Source organism: Streptomonospora arabica, assembly GCF_039531585.1.
In the GTDB taxonomy this organism is placed as follows: Bacteria; Actinomycetota; Actinomycetes; order Streptosporangiales; family Streptosporangiaceae; genus Streptomonospora; species Streptomonospora halophila.
In genome coordinates this window covers 157,115-175,150 of sequence record NZ_BAAAQI010000006.1, presented here as the reverse complement: position 1 = coordinate 175,150, position 18,036 = coordinate 157,115, and the positions used below count along the sequence as shown (strand labels likewise).

Annotated in this window: 14 protein-coding genes; 6 read left to right on the top strand and 8 right to left on the bottom strand. The window is 75.5% G+C overall.

All coding sequences use genetic code 11. The annotated features are described in order from the left end of the window. The first annotated feature begins 13 nt into the window (after positions 1 to 13). From ABD284_RS12710 to ABD284_RS12700, 3 genes are all read left to right on the top strand, one after another. Entirely contained in the window at positions 14 to 793 is a 780-nt protein-coding gene (locus ABD284_RS12710) for an alpha/beta fold hydrolase (protein WP_344143087.1), read from the top strand. A gap of 79 nt (positions 794 to 872) precedes the next feature. Further along, positions 873 to 1,523 carry an HAD-IA family hydrolase gene (locus ABD284_RS12705; protein ID WP_344143266.1) on the top strand — a complete coding sequence of 217 codons (651 nt, stop codon included), beginning with the start codon at positions 873 to 875 and terminating at the stop codon, positions 1,521 to 1,523. A gap of 585 nt (positions 1,524 to 2,108) precedes the next feature. Beyond that, positions 2,109 to 3,746, top strand: a complete 1,638-nt coding sequence (locus ABD284_RS12700; RefSeq protein ID WP_344143086.1) for an alkaline phosphatase D family protein — start codon at positions 2,109 to 2,111, stop codon at positions 3,744 to 3,746. Between the two features lie 122 nt (positions 3,747 to 3,868). On the opposite strand, the gene ABD284_RS12695 is transcribed toward ABD284_RS12700, so the two are convergent. Continuing rightward, positions 3,869 to 4,534 carry a response regulator gene (locus ABD284_RS12695; RefSeq protein ID WP_344143085.1) on the bottom strand — a complete coding sequence of 222 codons (666 nt, stop codon included), beginning with the start codon at positions 4,532 to 4,534 and terminating at the stop codon, positions 3,869 to 3,871. Next, positions 4,531 to 5,802, bottom strand: coding sequence for a sensor histidine kinase (locus ABD284_RS12690; protein WP_344143083.1), 1,272 nt, complete (start codon positions 5,800 to 5,802; stop codon positions 4,531 to 4,533). Before ABD284_RS12690 ends, ABD284_RS12695 begins: the two co-directional genes overlap by 4 nt. A 197-nt stretch (positions 5,803 to 5,999) precedes the next feature. Between ABD284_RS12690 and ABD284_RS12685 the strand changes: the two genes are divergently transcribed. Then, entirely contained in the window at positions 6,000 to 7,409 is a 1,410-nt protein-coding gene (locus ABD284_RS12685) for an amino acid permease (RefSeq protein ID WP_344143265.1), read from the top strand. Between the two features lie 104 nt (positions 7,410 to 7,513). Continuing rightward, a complete protein-coding gene (locus ABD284_RS12680) occupies positions 7,514 to 8,011 on the top strand; it encodes an NUDIX domain-containing protein (protein WP_344143082.1) in 498 nt (165 codons plus the stop codon). A gap of 244 nt (positions 8,012 to 8,255) precedes the next feature. On the opposite strand, the gene ABD284_RS12675 is transcribed toward ABD284_RS12680, so the two are convergent. After that, the gene (locus tag ABD284_RS12675) at positions 8,256 to 8,672 is read right to left on the bottom strand and encodes an ankyrin repeat domain-containing protein (protein ID WP_344143081.1); all 417 of its coding nucleotides are present in this window, start codon (positions 8,670 to 8,672) and stop codon (positions 8,256 to 8,258) included. A gap of 350 nt (positions 8,673 to 9,022) precedes the next feature. On the opposite strand from ABD284_RS12675, the gene ABD284_RS12670 reads away from it, so the two are divergent. After that, entirely contained in the window at positions 9,023 to 9,529 is a 507-nt protein-coding gene (locus tag ABD284_RS12670; protein WP_344143080.1) for a hypothetical protein, read from the top strand. Between the two features lie 323 nt (positions 9,530 to 9,852). On the opposite strand, the gene ABD284_RS12665 is transcribed toward ABD284_RS12670, so the two are convergent. From ABD284_RS12665 to ABD284_RS12645, 5 genes are all read right to left on the bottom strand, one after another. Further along, positions 9,853 to 11,706 carry a hypothetical protein gene (locus ABD284_RS12665; RefSeq protein ID WP_344143078.1) on the bottom strand — a complete coding sequence of 618 codons (1,854 nt, stop codon included), beginning with the start codon at positions 11,704 to 11,706 and terminating at the stop codon, positions 9,853 to 9,855. Between the two features lie 34 nt (positions 11,707 to 11,740). Further along, positions 11,741 to 13,039, bottom strand: a complete 1,299-nt coding sequence (locus ABD284_RS12660) for a site-specific integrase (RefSeq protein WP_386699726.1) — start codon at positions 13,037 to 13,039, stop codon at positions 11,741 to 11,743. 71 nt (positions 13,040 to 13,110) lie between these two features. Continuing rightward, positions 13,111 to 13,620, bottom strand: coding sequence for a hypothetical protein (locus tag ABD284_RS12655; protein ID WP_344143077.1), 510 nt, complete (start codon positions 13,618 to 13,620; stop codon positions 13,111 to 13,113). Positions 13,621 to 13,709: 89 nt separating this feature from the next. Next, on the bottom strand, positions 13,710 to 14,024 hold the full coding sequence (locus ABD284_RS12650; protein WP_344143076.1) for a hypothetical protein: 315 nt from the start codon (positions 14,022 to 14,024) through the stop codon (positions 13,710 to 13,712). Between the two features lie 260 nt (positions 14,025 to 14,284). Continuing rightward, positions 14,285 to 17,902, bottom strand: coding sequence for a TM0106 family RecB-like putative nuclease (locus ABD284_RS12645; RefSeq protein WP_344143074.1), 3,618 nt, complete (start codon positions 17,900 to 17,902; stop codon positions 14,285 to 14,287). Between the last annotated feature and the right edge of the window lie 134 nt (positions 17,903 to 18,036).

Here is an 18,036-nt window from a genome sequence, read left to right as displayed (position 1 = left end):
ACAAGGACCGCCCATGAGCCTGCCGATCGTCCTGGTCCACGGCCTCCGCTTCTCCAGCAGCATGTGGCGGCCCCAACTCGACCAGCTCACCGCCGCCGGCCGCACCGCCGTCGCCTGCGACCTCCCCGGACACGGCAACCGCCGCGGCGAGGACTTCACCCTCACCGGCGCCGTCCAAACCGTCGCCGACACCATCGACACCCTCGGCGGCCGCGCCCTCGTCGTCGGCCTCAGCCTCGGCGGCTTCGTCTCCATCGCCACCGCCGCCGCCTACCCCCACAAAACCGCCGGCCTCGTCGCCGCCGGATGCACCGCCCGCCCCGCCCAGACCCTCGCGCAGGTCTACCGCATCCCCACCGCCCTCCTCGACCGCCTCCCCGACAAAGGCCAAGCCGTCAACGAACGCTTCCACCGCCTCACCCTCGGCGACGGCGCCCAAGCCGCCCTCGACGGCGGCCTCGCCATGGAAGCCGCCCGCGCCGTCATCGACGAGGTCGCCGACATGGACGTCCTCGGCGCCCTCACCGCCTACCCCGGCCCCGTCTGGCTCATCAACGGCGCCCGCGACCACTTCCGCATCCACGAGAAGCGCTTCCTCGACGCCTGCTCCGACGGCCGCCTGCTCAACGTCCCCCGCGCCGGCCACCTCGTCAGCCTCGACCAGCCCGACAACTTCACCCGCATCGTCTCCGACGCCGCCGACGCCGCCTCCCTGCGCCCCGCCATCGCCCGCCCCGCCAACCCCGGAACCACACCCATGCTCGACGACCCCACCCGCCAGGACCCCGCCTGACCCCGGCCCCGCGCGTGGCCCGATCCACACCCGCCCACTCCCCCGCCCCCGCGGCGCGCTGCCTAGACTCGCCCCCGTGATGATCACTGCACAGGCGCTCCTGTTCGACATGGACGGCACACTCGTCGACTCCGGCCCCGCGATCGAAGCGTCCTGGGCCCAATGGGTCCAGGAGTACCGCATCGACCGCGACCGCTTCACCCAGGTCGTCGGCCACGGCATCCCCGCCCGCCAGATCGCCGCCCAGCTCCTGCCCGCCGACCGCGTCGCCGAAGCCACCCAGCGCCTCGAACAACTGGAGATCGACCGCGCCCCCGACCTGCGCGTCCTGCCCGGCACCCGCGAACTCCTGGCCAGCCTGCCCGACGACGCCTGGGCGATCGTCACCTCCTGCACCCGCCCCCTCGCCCAAGCGCGCGCCAAAGCCGTCGGCATCGACCCGCCCCTGCTGATCACCGCCGACGACGTCACCGCGGGCAAACCCGACCCCGAGCCCTACCTCCTCGCCGCCCGCCGGCTCGACGCCGACCCCGCCCGCTGCGTCGTCTTCGAGGACGCACCCGCCGGACTCGCCTCGGCCCGCGCCGCCGGCGCCCGCACCGTCGCCGTGACGACCACCGCCGCGGCCGACGAACTGCGCCCCCACGCCGACACCGTCGTCGCCGACCTCGGCCACATCGACTGCGCCCCCGCCGCGCACCCGCCCGTCGAGATCGACATCCGCCCCTGACCCGCGGCACCTCATCCCAGCCCCGCGTCGGCCGCCGCGCCCGCGGCGGGTGCGGAACGGGCGACCGAGCGCCGGCCGCGCGTCGAACCACGGGTAAAGCGGCTCGCCCCTCCGCCGCCGGTGCTCGCCTTCCTCGACCGGCCGTTCGTCTTCGAGCGCCCCGACGAGCTCCGCGACCCCGTCGGCGCGCCCGCCGACCCTGACAGCCGGGGCCGCGCCGCGGGGCGCCCCGCCCGCCGCCGCTATCGGGTTCGGGTGAACGCTTCGCTGCCGATTCCCGGACCGGCGGACCATGGCGGATGAACCGCCGCCGTTGCGAAATGAAGGCCTTCTGCTAATGGCGGCGGATGGTGGCGGAAGCGGGGTGCGGAGTGGTGTTTCCGCACGCTCGTATTTGCCTCGCCGATTCTGATTTCTCTCGACGAAACCCCAGTGACCAGCGGCTTTTCCGGCTGCGCCGCGCGAAGCCGAACGTTCACTATGAGGTGGTTGGGGTTTCATGCCCCTTATGTCGTCATAGAGCACGGTCCACCGCACCTCCTCCCCCGTGGAGGGCGGCCAGCGAATCGACTGAGGAGACCGTGCATGCCCGACGTCCCCCGATCCCCCCAATCCCCCGCCCCCGAGAACACCCCGAACCCCGACCCGCCCCTCTCCACCGCCGCCGCATCCCCCACGCGCCGCCGCGCACTGACCGCCGGCGGAGCCGCCATCGGCGCACTCGCACTCGGCACCGGCCCCGCCTGGGCCCAACCGGGCCACAACGGCGCGGGCGGCCGCGGGAGGATCACCGAGCCCTTCACCCTCGGCGTGGCCTCCGGCGACCCGCTGCCCGACGGCTTCGTGCTGTGGACCCGGCTGGCCCCCGACCCGCTCGCCGAGGACGGCCGCGGCGGCATGCCCGACCGCCGGGTGCGGGTGCGCTGGCAGGTGGCCACCGACGAGCGCTTCCGCCGCGTCGTGGCCTCCGGCGCCGAGTTCGCCCGCCCCGAGGAGGGCCATTCGGTGCACGTCGAGGTGCACGGGCTGCGACCGGGCGCGGAGTACCACTACCGCTTCCGCGCGGGCCGCGAGCTCAGCCCCGTGGGGCGCAGCAAGACCGCGCCCGCCCCCGGAGCGCGCCTGGACGGCTTCGCCTTCGCGTTCGCCAGCTGCCAGAACTACCCCTCCGGCTACTACACGGCCCACGCCCACATGGCCCAGGAGGACCTCGACCTGGTCTGCTTCCTGGGCGACTACATCTACGAGGGCGACGCCCAGGGCGACATCGGCCGCGGCCACCTGCCCGCCCGCGAGGTGTTCTCGGTCGCCGACTACCGCGTCCGCCACGCCCAGCACAAGACCGACCCCGACCTGCAGGCCGCCCACGCCGCCTTCCCCTGGGCGGTGGTCTTCGACGACCACGAGGTCGAGAACAACTGGGCCGACGACGTCTCCGAACCCGACGACGAGCCCGACCAGGACCCGGCGGTCTTCCTCCGCCGGCGCGCCCGCGCCTTCCAGGTCTACTACGAGCACATGCCGCTGCGCCGCGCCCAGCGGCCCGCCGGCTCGGCGATGCAGCTCTACCGCCGGCTGACCTTCGGCGACCTCGTCGACGTCCACCTGCTCGACACCCGCCAGTACCGCAGCGACCAGGTCGGCGACAGCGGCCACGCCGACCCCGGCCGCACGCTGCTGGGCGCAGAGCAGCGCGAGTGGCTGGAGGAGGGCCTGACCGGGCCCACCGCACGCTGGAACGTCCTGGCCCAGCAGGTGTTCTTCTCCCAGCGCGACTTCAACGAGGGCGAGAGCACCAACTTCTCCAACGACGCCTGGGACGGCTACCGCCACGAGCGCGACCGGATGCGCGACGTCTTCGCCTCGGGACCCTCCAACCCCGTGGTGATCACCGGCGACGTGCACGCCAACTACCTGTGCGACGTCAAGGCCGACTTCGCCGACCCCGACTCGGCGACGGTGGCCACCGAAGTGGTGGGCACCTCCATCGCCAGCGGCGGCGACGGCGAGGACCAGCGCGGCACCGACCTCGTCCAGCTGGCCGAGAACCCCCACATCAAGCTGATCAACCGGCGCCGGGGCTATGTCCGCAACGAGGTCTCCCGCGGGCAGTGGCGCACCGACTACCGGGTCGTCGACTACGTGACCCGGCCCGACGCGCCGATCCGCAACCTGGCGACGTTCGTCATCGAGGACGGCAGTCCCGGTGCCCAGCAGGTGTGAGGTGCCCGGTGACGGGCTCGGCGCTTGGGCGGTAGAGAGAGGAGCGAGTGACCTGCCAAATAGCGGCCTTTACAACGTAGATTCATAATGCGTGCCGACCCGGCGCCGCTTTCGGCCAGTGCTCAGCGCGGCGCCGGGTCCTCGCCCACACGGATCAGGCCAGAGTCGTAGGCCGCCACCACCGCCTGGGTGCGGTCGCGCACCGACAGCTTGGCGAGGATGCCGGAGACGTGCGTCTTGACCGTCTCCACCCCCACGAACAGCTCGGCGGCGATCTCGGCGTTGGACATCCCCCGCGCGAGCAGGCGCAGCGTGGTCGCCTCCCGCTCGGTCAGCGACGCCACGGCCCGCGCCGCCGGGGTGTCGACCGCGCCCGCTGCAGCGGCCAGGCGGCGCACGGCCGCGGGGAACAGCAGCGAGTCGCCCCGCACCACCGTCCGCAGGGCGTCGAGGATCTGCTCGGGGCGGCTGCGCTTGAGCAGGAAGCCGCGGGCGCCGGCGCGCAGCGCACCGTAGACGTAGTCGTCGTTCTCGAACGTGGTCAGCACGACGACGGCGGGCGCCGCGTCCAGCGACCGCTCAAGTGCGCGGGTCGCCTCGATGCCGTCCAGGCGCGGCATGCGCACGTCCATCAGCACCACGTCGGGCCGGTGGCGGCGGGCCATGTCCACCACCCCGGTGCCGTCGGCCTCCTCGGCGACCACCGACAGGTCCGGCTCGGACTCGATGAGGGCCCGCAGGCCCGCGCGGATGAGGTCCTCGTCGTCGACGAGCGCCACCGTGATCACTGTGCGTCCTTCCAGGAGATGGCGGCGCGCAGGCGCCAGTGTCCGTCCTCCGCCCCCGCATCCAGGGTCCCGCCGAGCAGGCGCAGCCGCTCGCGCATCCCCCGCAGGCCGCGTCCGCCGACGCGGGCCGCAACCGCGGCGGCGGGCGCGGGGTTGGCGATCTCGACGGTCAGCCCGCCGGAGCCGACCCGCAGGCGCAGGGCGACGGGCACCGGCCCCGCGTGGCGGAGCACGTTGGTGAGCCCTTCCTGGCAGATGCGGTAGGTCTCGCGGGAGACGACGCCGGGGACGGCGGCCGGGTCGCCCTCGATGTCGGCGGAGACCTCGGCGCCGATGGCCCGGGTGGCCTCGATGAGCCTCTCCAGGTGCGCCAGGTCGCGCTGCGGGGCGGTGGTGGGGCCCTCGTCGCGCAGCAGCCCCAGGACGTGGTCGAGCTCGGCGGTGGCGGTGCGGGCCTGCTCGGCGATGGCCTCCAGCGCCGAGCGCGTGAAGGCGGGGTCGGTGTCGATGACGCGGGCGGCCGTACCGGCCTGCAGGGTGACCACCGACAGGGCGTGGCCGATGGAGTCGTGCAGCTCGCGGGCGAGGCGGTTGCGTTCGGCCAGGGTCTCCACGCGCTGCTGGGCCGCCGCCAGCCGTTCCGCCGCCGAGGGCCCCAGCAGCACCGGCGCGAGCCGGGACATGAGCGCGCCGAGGCCGGCCACGGTGTAGATCACCGCCAGCAGCAGGGCGGCACCGGCGAAGGACGCGGCGATGCGCTCGGCCGGCGCGGGCGGGGAGCCGCCCAGCGGATAGAGCGAGCCCTCCATCAGCCCGGCCGGGTCGGGCACGACGGCGGTGGCGGCCAGCACGGCCGACTGGGTCAGCCCCAGCATGGTGGCCAGGCACACCGCGAACCCCGCGCTCAGATGGAGCACCAGCCACAGGGCGGTGCGCATGCGGCTGCGCCGGGTGCGGGCCTCGGCGACCTCCTCGGCGGCGAGCGCGCCGGTGACCAGGGCGCGCACCAGGTGGGTCGACATGGTGCGCACGCCGGGCAGCCACGCGGTGGCCGCGATCAGCAGCAGCGCCGGCACCAGCCCCACCGCCAGCGCCGAGTCGGGCGAACCGGCGCCGGGCCCGCCGCCTCCGGCGAGGATCAGCGAGGCGAGCACGGCGGTGGCCATGAGGTAAGGCATGAACACCACTCCGCCCAGGACCAGGTGGACCCAGCGCGTGTAGGTCGCGACCGCGGTGAGCGGGCTCAGCAGGCGGCGGATGTGGGGCACAGGGCGATACTCGCACGCGGGACCGGCCGCCGCTTCCCCCGCCGGAGGGAGTGCCGCCGCCGCGGCGCGGGGCGACCGGGGTGTGACGGGGCACTCGCGCACAGCCGCTACCCTCGGTGCCCGTGACCAGGGACAGCACCTCAACCGCGACCTCTTCCGGCACGTCGGGGCTGGCGCACTCACTGCGGCGGCGGCACATGGCGATGATCGCCATCGGCGGGGCCGTGGGCGCCGGGCTGTTCATCGGCTCCGGCGCCGTGATCACGACCGCGGGCCCGGCCGCCGTGCTCTCCTATGCGCTGGCGGGTGCGCTGGTGCTGCTGACGCTGCGGGCGCTGGGCGAGATGGTCGTGGCCCGGCCGTCGGCGGGGTCGTTCTCCGACTACGCGCGCCTGGCGCTGGGGCCGCGCGCCGGGTTCTGCATCGGGTGGCTGTACTGGTGGATGTACAGCGTGCTTGTGGCGGCGGAGTCGGTGGCGGGCGCGGCCACGCTGGGGGCGTGGGTGCCGCTGCCGGGGTGGCTGCTGTCGCTGGGGCTGCTGCTGGTGATGACGGGCGCCAACCTGGTCTCGGTGCGCGTGTTCGGTGAGACCGAGACGCTGTTCTCGCTGGTCAAGGTCGCCACGATCGTGGCGTTCCTGGTGCTGGGCGGACTGTTCGCGGCGGGTCTGTGGCCGGGCGGCGCGGGCCCCACGGTCGACAACCTGTGGGCCCACGGCGGTTTCGCGCCCAACGGGTGGGGCGCGGTGCTGGCGGCGACGGTGGTCGTGCTGTTCTCGTTCGGCGGCGTGGAGATCGTCACCATCGCGGCGGGCGAGAGCGACGAGCCCGAGCGCGGGGTGGCGCGCGCGACCACCAACGTGCTCTGGCGCATCGGACTGTTCTACGTCGCCTCGATCGTGGTGGTGGTGGCGGTGCTGCCGTGGGACAGCGCCGAGCTGCTGCGCAGCCCGTTCGTCGCGGTGATGGAGCGGGTCGGGGTGCCCGCCGCACCGCTGGTCATGGAGGTGGTGGTGTTCATCGCCGTGCTGAGCGTGCTCAACGCGGCGCTGTACACCTCCTCGCGGATGCTGCACGTGCTGACCCGCCAGGGCGACGCGCCGGGGGCGCTGGCGGCCGTGGGCCGGCGCGGGGTACCCACCCGGGCGATCCTGCTGGGCACCGCCGTGGGCTACGCGTCGGTGGTGGGCAACTACCTGTGGCCGGAGACGGTCTTCGCGTTCCTGGTGGCCTCGATCGGCGCGATCCTGCTCGTGCTGTTCCTGACGATCGTGGCCTCCCAGCTGGTGCTGGGCCGGCGGCTGCGCCGCGAGGACCCCGGCGCCCTGCGGTTCAGGATGTGGGGGTTTCCGTACCTGAGCTGGGCGACGCTGGCGGGGCTGCTCGCGATCCTGGGGGCGATGGCGCTGCTGCCCGACCAGCGGCTGCCGCTGTGGGCGACACTGGCCGCGGTGGCGGTGGTGCTGGTGGCCTACGAGCTGCGGCGGCGGTTCGGCCGCCGGCCGGTGAGCCGGACCCCGCTGGGCTCGGCGGCCGCGCCGGGCGCGGGAGCGGCGGAGCGGGGCGGCGACCGGCCCGATGAGGGCGGAGCCGGCGCGTCGCGGTGAGTCCCGAAGGGCGCGCCGCGCGCCCGCCCGCCGGGCACCGGGATGTGCGGCGGCGCGCCGCCCCGGCTGCCGGGATCTGCCGGGGAGGTCCGTAGTCTGGCGGCGTGGTCGCCGACTCCGAGTACGCGTTCTTCGAGGGCCTGCCCCGCAGCCGGGGGGCGGCCGCCGCGCTGCTGAGCACCGCCGACGGGCGGCTGCTGCTGGTCAAGCCCACCTACAAGCCGGGCTGGTCGCTGCCCGGCGGCGTCATCGAGGAGGGCGAGTCGCCGCTGGCGGCCTGCCGGCGCGAGTGCGGCGAGGAGCTGGGGTTCGTGCCGGTGCTGGACCGGCTCGTCTGCGTGGACTGGCTGCCGCCCGAGCTGCATCCCGACCGGCGGCCGGCGACGGTCTTCGTCTTCTCGGGTGCGCTGGAGGAGGCGGACCTCGCGCGGGTGCGTCTGCCCCCCGACGAGCTGAGCGACGCGATGCTGGCCGCGCCCGAGGAGTCGGCGGAGCTGCTGGGCGAGGGAACGCGCCGGCGCGTCACCGCCGCCGCGGAGGCCGTCATGCGCGGGTCCACGCTGTATATGGAGCACGGTCGGCGGGTTCTGGAGAGCGGCTGAGGGTTGGGGCCTGGTGGGGTGGTGGAGTGACGTCCACGACCGCCTTTACAACGTAGATTCGTTCTGCGGGACAACCGGCGGCGTTGGGCGCGCTCGGTCCTACCCGCTCCCCTACCGGGCGGGCGGCGCGTCCGGCGGCACCCGTTCATCCGCCCGACCCGGCCGCCGCTCCCCCGCGCCGAGGCGCTCCCGGAAATCCGCCGCCGGGCGCCGGCCCCGCACTCCCCCGCGCCCGCCGACCGGGTCAGGGCCGGTCGGCGAACCGCCGCAGGTAGTGCTCCTTCTCGAACATGCGGGCGGCGTCGCGGGCCGAGGGGGTGCCGGCCCCCGGGTCGGCGCCGTGGTCGACCAGCACGTCGACCACCTCGTCCTCGCCCTTGAAGACCGCCCCGGCCAGCGGCGACTGGCCGCGGTCGTTGAGCCGGTCGGGGTCGGCGCCGTGTTCGCACAGCAGGGCGGTGGTGCGGGCGTGGCCGTGGTAGGCGGCGAGCATGACGAGGGTGTCGCCCTTGTCGTTGGTGAGGTTCACCGGGAGTCCGGCGTCGAGGTAGGCCGCGAGAAGGTCGGTCTCACCGCGGCGGGCGAGGTCGAAGACGCGGCTGGCCAGTTCGACGACCTCGGGGTCGGGCTCAGAGCCGCCTGCGGGTTCTGTGTTGCTCACGGACCCAGCCTAGGCGCGCGGTGCGCGGTCGGGCGAGGTGACGCAGAGTGAGTTTGCCCGGTTTTCACAGGCCGATTCCGGGTGGTTCCGGTCGCCCCCAACTGCGTTGTGCCACCCTGCGGGATTGCGTGATGACCCTTTGGATCGCCACGGGGCGTGCGGACTATGCCCATTTGGCGGCAAATGTCGCTATGGTGCATGCCCAACTCCCCGTACTCCCCGTGGAGTCGCGTCGGGCGGTGCCGGACCGCGCGGTCAGCCGCGCACGAACGCGCCGGCCGACCGCCGGAGGCCGGCGGAACGGCGCCGAACCGCCGCCCGCCGCCCCTACACAGCTGAGGAGAAGACTCGTGCGACATTTCGTGGGATTCATCGTCGGCCTGGCGCTCGCGCCGGTGCTCATGCTCGGTACCGGGTGGACGCTGCCGCGCTTCGTCGGCCTGGAGGAGACGGGCCACTCGCTCGCCACCGTCGACGGAGCCGTCGCGCTGGGAGCCGCCACGGTCGTGGGGCTGCTGGTGGCGCTGGTCCTGGTGCCGCCGCGGCTGACGCCGCTGCTGCCCGGTATCGCGGGGCTGGCGCTGATCGGGTTCACGGCCGTGCAGGTCCTGCGCCCCGCGCTGGTGGAGCGGGTGCCCGCCCTGCCCGGCGTGGAGGGTGCGGTGACGCTGCTGTCGATCGGGGCCTACCTGCCCCTGGGCCTGGCGCTGTTCGTCCCGATGCTGGCCCCCTCCCGCTGGGCGGGCAAGGAGCGCGAGCAGGGCGTGACAGAGGACGAGTACTTCGACGGCCTCTACGACGAGGACTACGAGGAGCAACAGACCGGCGCCGCACACCGCCGTACCGCGCGGGCCTGAGCGCGGCGCGCGCTGCCGGTTCCCCGTTCCCGGCAGAGCGGACCGCTGCGCCGACCGCCGTTCCGTCCGCACTCTCGCCGCCGCGGAGGCCAGCGGGCGGTGCGCCGGAGTCGCAGCGGCTCTGCTCCCCTACCGGCTGCAGATCGGAACGGCCGGGAACCGCGAACCACCGCCTTTACGATGTAGATTTACTTGGGCCGACTGTCGGCCCGCCGAAGCGCCTGCTCCCGGTAAACGCCCGCACCCCCGCTGCGGGCCGGCCCCAGAGCGGCGCCGGGTCAGTCGCCTGCCCCTCGCGCGTCTCCCCCTCGGGCCCGGCCGGGTCAGAGCCAGCGCGGGCCCCAGCCGGAGCTGTCGGAGACGCCCGGAGGAAGCGGGGGCAGCGGGGGCGCGGCGGCCTCGCGCCTCGGGCCCGGCTCCCCCGCCGCGGACGCGCCGTCCTCATCCGCACCGTCGTTCGCCTCCTCGTCGGAGGGGTCATCGGCGGCGGCAGGCCGATTGGTGCCGTCCTCGCCGCCGGCGGCCGCGGGCGCCGCGGGCTGCGGTCCCGTCGCGGGCTCCCCGAGCGGCGGTGCGGGGGCCTCGTCGCCGGGGTCCTCCTCGGGGCGGTCGGCGGGCCGCTCGCTTTCGGCGGGCTTGTCGGACCCGAGGGGTGGCGCTGCTGCGGCGGGCCGCGGCGCGAGGGACTCGGGGGCGGGCGGGTGCGAGCCGTTCGCGGAGCCGCCGGGGATCGGGGCGAAGCCCTCGGAGACGCCCTCCGCAAGCCGCTCGCGGGCGGCCCCGAGCGGGTCGGGGTCCGGGGGCGCCTGCACCGCAAAGGCCCGGCCGGTCTCGGCGGCGTCGCCGGAGGGCCGTGCGGCGGGGTCCGGTGCCGGTTCGGGATGCTCCTCCCCCACCGCCGCTGCGATGCCGCCGAAGGCGTCGGCGGCATCGGCGGCCCCGACGCCGGCTGCCGGGGCCGTCGGCTCGGGCGCGGCCGCGGGGCCGCCGTAGGGCGGGCCCGAGGACTCCTGGGGGCGGACGGCGGGTGCGGGCTCCTCGGCGGCCGTACCGCCTCCGCGGGCGGGTACGGCCGTGTCGAGGGTCCCCGGCTCCCCCTCCGGCTCCGGACCGGTGTGGGGGCGCGTGGAGGCGGGTGCGGGGGCCGCGCGGCTCCACCACGCCTGGGCCTCCTCGGCGGAGACCTCCTCCTCGACCTCCAGCCAGCCGTTCACCACGGGGTGGCGGCGTCCGGCGTTCCACGAGCGGGGGTAGGGCTGCTCCTCCAGCACCAGCACGTGCTCGCCGTCCACGGTGGGGATGTCGGCGGGCACGCCCTCGTTCCAGACCCACGAGCCGTCCAGGGCCACGAGGTTCCACCACCCCTGGACCACGCGGGCCTGGGGGTCGGGCCGGCCGTCGCGGAAGGCGGCGGTCCAGCGGGGGTCGGGGCGGCGTCCGGGCAGGCCGCGCCCCTCGGGGCCGATGAGCGCGTCGGCGAGCAGGGTGTGCAGCTGGAAGTTGTCGCCGATGCCGTCGAAGAGCACGCGGAAGGCGCGCCCCGAGGAGCGGTCCAGCACCACGGCGGAGGTGGCCTCGGCCATGCGCAGCAGGGCGCGGATCTCGCCGAACTCGGGGAGCACGCCGCTGAGCTGGTTGGAGATGGCGACGAGTTCGGCGCGCAGTTCGGAGTCGGCCCGCACGGCGCTGCGGACGCCGGCCGTGGTGAGCATCGTCCGGGCGGCCAATCCGTAGCGGCGGATGGTCCACCAGCAGACCGTAGCGGTGGAAGCGCTCTCGCCCAGACGCGCGGCGACGCGCTCCTCGGCGGCGGCGGTGATCTCGTCGGGCTCGGGGGCCGGTCCGCCGCCGGTCTGCTCCCAGGCGTGCAGGAAGACGGCCGCGCCCTGGCCGATGCTGCGCAGCAGGCGCACGACCTCGGCCCCCGCCGGCCCGGGGTCGGCGCCCATCTCGACCAGGGCTCCGGCGATCAGGGACAGGTCGGCGGCGACGCCGGGGGCTGTGTGGCCTCCTCCGAGGAAGGGGCCCAGCGCCTCCAGCGCCAGCTCGCGCTCGCTTGGCGGCACTTCTGCGGCCAGCTGGTGCACCGTGTGCACGGCCGGAGGAAAGCGCCCGGGGTCGGTCGAGACCGAGGCGTCGATCAGCTCCTGGAAGGCCGCACGAAACTCATCGATCACGCACGCATCTTGACATATTTCGGGCTCGGATTGATCACAGGCCCAAACGGGTCACCGCATTGTCCTCAAGCGGACTCGCGGTGCGGATGTAGCCGTGGACGGTGCGCGGGTTGCTCCAGCGCCCCTGACGCATGATCTCGCGGTCGCTGGCGCCGCCCATCGCCGCCTGGGTGGCGAAGCCGGCGCGCAGCGAGTGGCCGGAGAACGCGTCGGCGTCCAGGCCGGCGCGGCGGGTGTAGCGCTTGACGAGGTCGGCCACCGCGCGCCCGGAGACGGCCCGGTCGCCGATGCGGCCGTGGCGGTCCACGGGCGGGAACAGGGGGCGGCCGGTGCCGTCGGCCAGGTCGGTGCCGGTGTAGGTGTGGCAGCGGTGGGCCCCGGGCCGGGTTGCGGGCGTGCGGGCGAGGTGTTCGGCCACGGCTTCGGCGCCGCCGTCGCGGCGGGATTCGAGCAGGTCGGCCCAGTCGGCGAAGGCGCACACGGGGCAGGTGCGGGGGCGGCGCCCGCGGGGCAGGGCGATCTGCTGCTCGGTGCGGGCGGCCTGGTCGGTCTTGGTGGCGCCGAGGCGGACGACGATCATGGGGTCGCCGCTGCGGTGGTCGGCGTCGAGGGCGACGTCGTCGAAGGCCAGGGCTGCCAGCTCGCTGCGGCGCAGGGCCCCGGCGAATCCGGCCAGCAGCAGCAGGGCGTCGCGGCGCCGGGCGATGCCGCCGACGGGGTCGTCGGCCTCGGGAAGCTCGGCCAGCAGCGTCTCCAGCATGGGCAGCAGAAGCGGGCGCTTGCGGCGCGGCGCCGCGCGGCGGCGTCGCCGGATCCCGCGCAGGGTCATGCGTACGACCTCGGTGCGGGTGGGTGCGGCCAGGCCCTGGGCGCCGTGGACGGCGGCGATCGCGGCGGCCTTGCGCTCCAGCGTGGAGGGGGCCAGGGCCCAGCGGCCGGGGTCATCGGGGCGGACGGTGTCGGCGGCCGCGGCGAGGTAGACGGCCACGTCGACGGGGTCGGCGGGCAGGGACCGTCGCCCCTCGGCCAGGCACCAGGCGGTGAAGGCGATCCAGTCGGAGCGGTAGGCGCGCAGGGTGTTGGCCGACTGGGCCGAGGCGAGGTAGCGGCCCAGGGCGCCGGCCTGCTCGTCGTCGAAGCGGCGGCGGACCGCGTCCAGGGCGCCTTCGTCGACCAGGACGCTGCGGGTGCCGCGCACCAGGTGCTCGCGCACCTCGGCCGGGACGATCTCGGCGACGCCGTCGGCACCGGTGTCGGGGGCGGTGCCGGGCTCGGGGTCGCTGTGTGCGCTGTCGCGGATGCGGGGGGTGTCGTCGTTGGCCACGCAGGCCATGATGGCCCATGGTGCCGGGCGTGTGCGCGCGGGGGCGCGGCGCGGCGCGTGCGGAGTGCCTGCGCGGCACCTCAGCCCGAGGCGATGCCGTTGCCGATCGCCTCGGCGATGCCCGCCGGGGTGTCCAGGGAGAACAGGGCGCCCCCGGAGAGCAGCAGGGCGACGGTGAACAGGATCGCCGCGATCCGGCGGCGCAGCAGCGCCGCCCACACGGCTCCGGCCAGGGGGGCGACCAGGGCGCACACGACCAGTCCCAGCAGGTACCAGGCGGCGGTGCGCATGCCCGCGGAGGCGGCGCCGTCGTCCGTCTCGCCGAGCATGGCGAAGCCCTCGGCCAGGAAGAGCACGAAGAACAGCAGCGACCCCAGGGTCCACACCGCGGTGAGGGCGGCCCACACCGCCACCGGCCAGCGGCGGCGGTCGTCGAGCACGACCGGGGTGCGGCTGACGCCGGAGGCGGCGGCGTCCCTCCTCTCCTGCTCCGGGGCGGTTCGGGTGGGCGCGGCGCCTGCGGTGCCGGTGGGCGGCCGTGCGCCGCCGGCGGAGCGGCCGGGCTTCTTGGATCTCTTCTTAGGCGACACGGGTGCCTCTCGTCGCGTCGGTCGCGGGCGGGCCCGGGGCGGGCGCCCCGGCCCCAACGTAGCGTCCGCGGGCCGCTGCGATGTCCGGTTCAGGTCGCGAGCAGCACGTGGACGGCGGTCACGTAGACCAGCGGCCAGCCCAGCAGGGCCAGCGACCACAGCGCCGCGCGGCGGTCGCCGGCGACCGTGGTGATCGCGGCGGCCAGCAGCGGCAGCCCCACCGAAGCGCTGAAGCTCAGGGTGTACCACTCGGCCGCGGACCCCTCGCCCGCCGCGATGGCGCGCAGGTAGCCGATCGGGCCCAGTACCAGGCAGGCGGCGCCAAGCACGCCTGCGGTGATCCGGACTCCCAGAGGGTGGCGGGTGTTGCGGATCTGCCGGTCTCCGTTCTCTGCAGGCGTCAACGGGGGAACCTTCTCCCAACGATGCGGCCGCCGGGGGCGGCGCGGAGTGTGCGGGTGTCGGGGCACGCCGGCGCGGTGCCGGTCGGGCCGTGGGCCGCGGGGCGGCCGCGGCGGAGCGGAGCGGGCGCGAGGGTCGGTCGCGGCGTCCTGGAGACGATTCTCCGGTATCGCCGGGGCGCTTCGGGCCGGGTCTCTGCCATAGGGGACATCCAACTCGGCCTGCGCCTGATGATCAAGCCGGGATCGCCCGCGGGCCCGCGTCAGCCTCCGCTGGCGGCGGTGGAGGCAGCGGGGTGGCGGCGGGGTGCCGCGGCCTCGCGCAGGCCGGCGAAACCGGCGAGTACGCGCAGTTCGGCAACCGAGCGCGGTGCCGAGGCGGCCAGCTGCGGCGAGTAGACCAGCGCGGCCACGGTCTGGGCGCGGGAGAGGGCGACGTTGAGGCGGTTGCGGGAGAGTACGAAGTCGAGTCCGCGGGCGGCGTCGGCGGCGCTGGAGACGGTCATGGAGCAGATGACCGCGGGTGCCTCCTGGCCCTGGAAGCGGTCGACGGTGCCCACGCGCACGCCCGCGAGCCCGGCGGCGTCCAAGGCCTGGCGCAGGGCGCGGACCTGGAGGTTGAACGGTGCGACGACCAGGACGTCCTCGCCGGTGATCTCGCGGTCGGCCACCGCGCCGGGTTCGTGGAAGGTGCGCCCGACCAGGTCGGCTGCGATGGCCACCACGGCCTCGACCTCCTCGGGGCTGTGGGTGGCGCGGCCGGTGTGCTCGGTCTCGCAGCGGTAGAGGCCGGCGTCGACGCCGGCCATCGCGCGTTCGGCGGCGCTGGGGTGGGCGCGCAGCAGGCCGCGGTAGGACAGCTGGGAGACGGGGGCGCACACGGCGGGGTGCATGCGGCGGGTCTGGTCCAGGAAGTAGCCGAGGTCGGGGCCGATGATCTCGGCGCCGCCGACCAGGTGCTCCAGGGCCGAGGCCGCGGCGCCCTCGCCGTGGGCGCCCTGGACGACCTGGGGCAGTTGCTGGGGGTCGCCGAGCAGGACGAGGTCGCGTGCGGCGGTGGAGACGGCGAGGGTGTCGGCGAGGGCGAACTGGCCGGCCTCGTCGATGATGAGCACGTCGAGCGGGTGGGCGCGCATCGCCTGGTTGGCGAGGTTCCAGGCGGTGCCGCCGACGAGGTGGCCGCCGGTGTGTTCGGCGCGCCAGGCGGCCAGGTCCTTGGGGCTCTTGGGCTGGTCCCAGGGCGCCTTGGGGTCGGCCTTGCCGGAGGGCGGGCGTTTGGCGATCGGCAGCGGGGGGCGCGCCGGGTCGCCGCCCGGGGCGGTGGCGGTGCGGGCGGCGTGTGCGGCGGCGGCCAGGACGTTCTCCACGGCCTTGTGGCTGGTGGAGCACACGCCGACGGTGCGGCCGGAGGCCACGAGGTGGGTGATCAGGCGGGCGGCCAGGTAGGTCTTGCCGGCGCCGGGCGGGCCCTGCACGGCGAGGTAGGAGGAGTCGAGCCGGTCGACGGCGGCGATGACCGAGGCGACCAGGTCGCCGCCGTGCTCGGCGGGGTCGGGCAGGCCGGCGCCGTCGCGGGTGCGCGGCGGGCGGCGGCGCAGGACGTCCAGGCCGGCGCGCGGAGGCAGCTCGGGTAGCGCCTCGACCGCTTCGGCGGCCAGGGACCACAGGGCGTCGTCCTTGGGTGCCGACCGCACGGGCGCGCCGGGCAGCACGGCCGCGGGGGCGCGGGCGTAGGTCTCGCCGGGTGCGGAGGTCTCGACGAGGGTGAGGCGCTCGGGTGAGGCGGTCTCGACGGCGGCGCTGACGGTGTCGGCCTCTTGGCCGGGTGCCCCGGTGTACAGCAGCCGGACGGAGTCGCCCGCGGTGAAGGGGTGGGGGCGGGCGGGGTCGGCGCGCAGCTCGACCTCGCGGCGGGCCAGCTTCTGGCGTCCGGTGGGCTCCTGCCACTCCCCCATGCGGGCGCGCAGCGGCACCAGGCACTCGTTGTCGGCCTCCAGCTCCTCGATGGGGGCCGAGACGCGGCGGAAGTAGTCCCACCACGAGGGGTTCTCCTCGCGGCGGTAGTAGCCGGCCAGGGAGGCCAGCAGTGCGCGGGCGTGCTGGTCGGGGGTGCGGGCGGCGGGGTCGTCGGCGACGCCCTCCAGCAGGGGGTCGGTCAGGGCGCGCAGCCGGGCCTCCTGCTCCTCGCGGCGGCGGCGCCGCTCGTCGGCGCGCTCGTCGGCGTCCTCGGCGGCGAGCTCGCTCTGGCCGGCGGGGCGGGCGGTGATGCCGTTGCGGGTGCGCAGGTCCTCCAGCCAGTCGCGCAGGCGCGCGGTGGAGACGCAGTCGTCGCGGTTGTAGTCGGCGATGGCGCGCACGATCTTGTCGGCGCGCTCGGTCTCGCCGGCCTCGGCGGCGGCGAGGTAGTCGGCGTAGGCGTCGATGCTGGAGGCGGCGGTGGTGACCTCGCCGCCGCGGCTCTGCGGCAGGTAGAGGGGTTCGAGGTACTTGATGGAGTAGGAGCGCTGGGAGACGCGCAGGCTCTTCTTCACGGCGGTGTAGAGGTCGACGAGGCGGCGGTGGCGCAGCAGCTCGTCGACCTCGGCCTCGCGGGTGCCGAAGGCGGCGGCCAGGAGTTTGAGCCGGTCGGCCTCGTAGGAGGCGTAGTGGTAGACGTGGGCGCCGGGGTCGGCGTCGATGCGTTCGCACACGAAGTCGACGAAGTCCGCGAAGGCGCGCTTCTCCTGGGCGCGGTCGTGGGCCCAGAAGGCGTGGAACTCCTCGGTGCCCGCGCCGTCTGCGGCGGGGGTGACGGCGCCGAAGAGGTACTCCAGGCCCCGGCCGTCGGCGCCGTCGTAGTAGGGGTAGCCCTCCATGTCGAAGAAGACGTCGCCGGGGCTGGGCGGGGGCAGGGCGGCCAGGCCTTCGGGCGAGTGGACCTCGGCGATGACGGTGCCCTGGGGGTCCTCGGCGGTGCGGGTGGCGTCCTGGCGCACCTGCAGGGCCGCCTGCTCGCGCAGCCGGGTGAAGGAGTGGCGGGGCATGGCGGGCGGGCGGTCGTCCTCGCTCGCCGCGGCGAGGGCGTCGATGGTGGAGATCCCGCAGTCGTCGAGGCGGCGGGCCTGGTCGGTGCGGAGTCCGGCGACCAGGGAGAGGTGGCGGGCGGCGGCGCGGCCTTCGGCGCACAGGGCGCTGTAGCCGCAGCCGTCGCATGCGGGCCGGGGCGGCGCCCAGAGGGGGTCGGGCAGGGCGGGCGGCTCGCCCAGGGCCTGCAGGAGGCGCCGGCGGACGCCGTCGAGGACGGGCAGGAACTCGGCGACCCGGTGGGTGTGCACGCCGCGGTCGCCGGTGATCAGGTGCATGTGCTCGCCGCGGCCGGTCTCGGTGCGTTCCAGGGCGGCGGCGTAGGCGGTGAGCTGGAGGATCGCCGAGGGGCCGGGGCGGCGGGCGAGCTTGGTGTCCCAGGGTTCGTAGCGCACCGGGGCGCCGGGGCGCGCGGCGCCGGTGGCGGGGTCCACGGCGGTGGAGATGAGGAAGTCGGCGCGGCCGTGGAAGGCGACGCCGGGTGTGACGGGGTCGTAGAAGCAGGCCTGGTAGACGACGGGGGCGCCGGCGCGCATCGCCTCGGCGGTGGCTTCGGCGGCGGCGCGCAGGGCGGCGTCGGTGGGGGCGGGGTCGGCGATGGCGACCACGCCGTCGCCGAAGAGGCCGCGCAGCCTGTCGAGCTCGGCCTGCTCGTGTGCGGCCCCCTGCTGGGCGACGAGCGGGTCGAGGTCGGTGGGGGCGGGCGCGCCGGGGACGTCCTCGGCCGCGGCGATGCGCAGCGCGCTGCGGTGTTCGCACTCCATGGTGTCGACCAGGTCGGTGGGCGAGATGACCTGGCCCGATTCGGTGCGGAACACCCGCCTCTCCCTTCCCCGCCGTCACTCCTGTACCGGCGTCTCGCCGCATTCTGCCACGCGGGTGGGTGCGGGCGCGGGCGCTGCGCGCGGCGGGGCGTGCTCGGGCCGGTGCTCGCAAGCGCGCGGGCGGGCGG

Bases quoted from the DNA above. Each gene is read 5' to 3' on its own strand.
- ABD284_RS12710 (WP_344143087.1), top strand. From the start codon at position 14: ATGAGCCTGCCGATCGTCCTGGTCCACGGCCTCCGCTTCTCCAGCAGC.
- ABD284_RS12705 (WP_344143266.1), top strand. From the start codon at position 873: ATGATCACTGCACAGGCGCTCCTGTTCGACATGGACGGCACACTCGTC.
- ABD284_RS12700 (WP_344143086.1), top strand. From the start codon at position 2,109: ATGCCCGACGTCCCCCGATCCCCCCAATCCCCCGCCCCCGAGAACACC.
- ABD284_RS12685 (WP_344143265.1), top strand. From the start codon at position 6,000: ATGGCGATGATCGCCATCGGCGGGGCCGTGGGCGCCGGGCTGTTCATC.
- ABD284_RS12660 (WP_386699726.1), bottom strand. From the start codon at position 13,039: ATGGCCTGCGTGGCCAACGACGACACCCCCCGCATCCGCGACAGCGCA.